The organism is Planktothrix sp. FACHB-1355 (assembly GCF_014748295.1).
In the GTDB taxonomy this organism is placed as follows: Bacteria; Cyanobacteriota; Cyanobacteriia; order Cyanobacteriales; family Aerosakkonemataceae; genus Aerosakkonema; species Aerosakkonema funiforme_A.
Genome location: NZ_JACJUP010001144.1, coordinates 1 through 2,238, shown reverse-complemented (window position 1 = coordinate 2,238; position 2,238 = coordinate 1). Strand labels below are relative to the sequence as shown.

Below are 2,238 nucleotides of genomic sequence, written 5' to 3'. Positions count from 1 at the left end.
GTGTCGGTATCCCAAATGGGGGTATTTACGGAACCCGGACAGATTGCCGTTACGCGAATGCCGCGCTCCCGTTCCTCTGCCGCTAGGGTTTTTGATAAAGCCATCAGGCCAAATTTACTGACACAGTAAGCTCCCCAACCGGGAAATACTTGTTGACCGGCAATGGAAACAACATTGATGATGATGCCAGAGCGGCGATCGCGCATCATTGGTAATATGCCCAAAATGCACTGCAAAACGCTAGTTAGATTGAGGTCTATTACCCTCTGCCAGTCAGACAAGGGTGTGTCCCTCAAAGTAGCTGTGTATCCTATGCCAGCATTGTTGACCAGAATGTCAATTGGGCCAAAGTCAGCTGCGATCGCGCCAATTTTATCTTTTACCTGGTCAATCTCAGCTAGGTCTAGAGCGTAAGGCTTGGCCTCCACCCCAGAAGCGCGAGCTTGTTCGGCAACCGCCGCCAATTTTTCGTAGGTGCGGCTCACTAATGCCACGTTAATGCCAGCATTAGCAAACGCCAAAGCTGTTGCCTTGCCAATCCCGCTGCTTGCCCCAGTAATCAGGGCGCGTTTATCAGTTGAAGCACTCATTAGTTGAATGTTTGCAAGTTTGGATGGAACATCCCATCACTTCTGAGTGTTTGCTTTCGGCAAACGAACTTACCCAGCTTGAGCCATCTCAAAATGAAAGATGTGTTAACAATTGTAACAAAATTTATTATACCATCGCTATACAGAATTTTCAGGCAGATATTTCGCTGAAAACGCCAATGCGACGAAACTTTTGATACCGCAATTCCCGACGTTCGTGGCAAGTCATTTGGCTGAGTTCTTCTATGTGGTAAATAAGAGCCTGCTTAAGGGTAGCGGCAGTTTTGATAGGGTCGGAATGTGCCCCACCAAGGGGTTCGGGTAAAAGCCGATCGAGAATGCCGAGATTTTTCAAATCCCAAGCTGTAATTTTGAGAGCTTCAGCTGCTTGGGTAGATTTGCTGGCATCCTTCCAGAGAATAGAAGCGCAGGCTTCTGGGCTGGCGACATAATATACTGAATGTTCAAACATTAAGAGTCGATCGCCTACGCCAATGCCCAAAGCACCGCCGGAACCACCTTCGCCGATCACAGTGCAAATGATGGGAACGTTGAGGCGAAACATTTCTCGCAAATTATAAGCGATCGCTTCTCCCTGGCCCAAAGCTTCTGCTTCTGCACGCGGGGAAGCACCGGGAGTATCAATAAAGGCCAATATAGGCATTCCAAATCGATCGGCGTGTTCCATCAACCGCATTGCTTTGCGATAGCCGCCCGGAGAAGCCATACCAAAGTTACGCAGAACGTTATCTTTGGTATCGCGGCCTTTTTGATGGCCTAACATCACCACAGAATGCCCAGACAGGTTGGCAATACCGCCCACCAAAGCCGGATCGTCGGAACCCGCGCGATCGCCGTGCAGTTCCATCCATTCATCGGTCATCGCCTGAATGTAATCCAGCGTACTGGGACGACGGGGATGACGCGCCAGTTGCAACTTCTGCGTCGGTGATAAACTGCTAAAAATTTCTTGACGAAGTTGCACCGAGCGTGCTTCTAACTGGCGAATTTGCTCGGTGACATCGACCCCATTTTCGGACGCGAGTTGGCGAATTTGGTCAATGCGGGTTTCCAGCTCTGCCAAGGGCTTTTCAAAGTCTAGTAGTAAAGGTTTGCGGGATGGTTCGGCCACGTTTAAAACTCGATCGACACTGTGTAGACTCTTTCCAAATCCTAACCTGTAAGTTGTCCAGAAACTCAGCTAATTTGCGATCGCCCTGACGCAGACGCTACAAAAACCGTTCGCCTTTGAGCGGGTCAATCTTTAGACCGCCGCCATCCCCATTTATAATGCGGACGTTTTTGCCAGCATATTTTCCAAAAAATACCATCTTGAAGCTACTTTTTTGGAATTAATTATAACTTTGACTGTATGGATCTTTCGTTAGTAGTTTACTTTAGCAAGTAATTTAGTTGCTGTTGTAAAAGAAGGGATGTTTCGATGAAAGCCCCGCAATTCCTGTCAACACTGACCTTATCAGGTTAAGTGTGAGCCTCCTTGCGGAAATAGGTGACATCTTTTAGTGAGATTGAAAGCAGTCTCCGCTTTATAGGTGGTTTCGTGATGTAGAGAGATCGAGAATCATGCAATTCCAGTTTACTAGAGGGCAGGGTATGGCCCTGCCCTCAGTTACGGTCAAAATGACAA

The 2,238-nt window shown here is 48.0% G+C and carries 2 protein-coding genes; both read right to left on the bottom strand.

Annotated features, from left to right (window positions below; translation table 11 throughout):
* Nucleotides 1-590: SDR family oxidoreductase (locus H6S82_RS30025; RefSeq protein ID WP_191057233.1), on the bottom strand; the 590-nt coding region annotated here is incomplete at its 3' end.
* Nucleotides 591-741: 151 nt separating this feature from the next.
* Nucleotides 742-1,722 (bottom strand): acetyl-CoA carboxylase carboxyltransferase subunit alpha, encoded by a 981-nt coding sequence (locus tag H6S82_RS30020; protein WP_190472903.1) that lies wholly within the window; start codon nt 1,720-1,722, stop codon nt 742-744.
* Nucleotides 1,723-2,238: the final 516 nt, after the last annotated feature.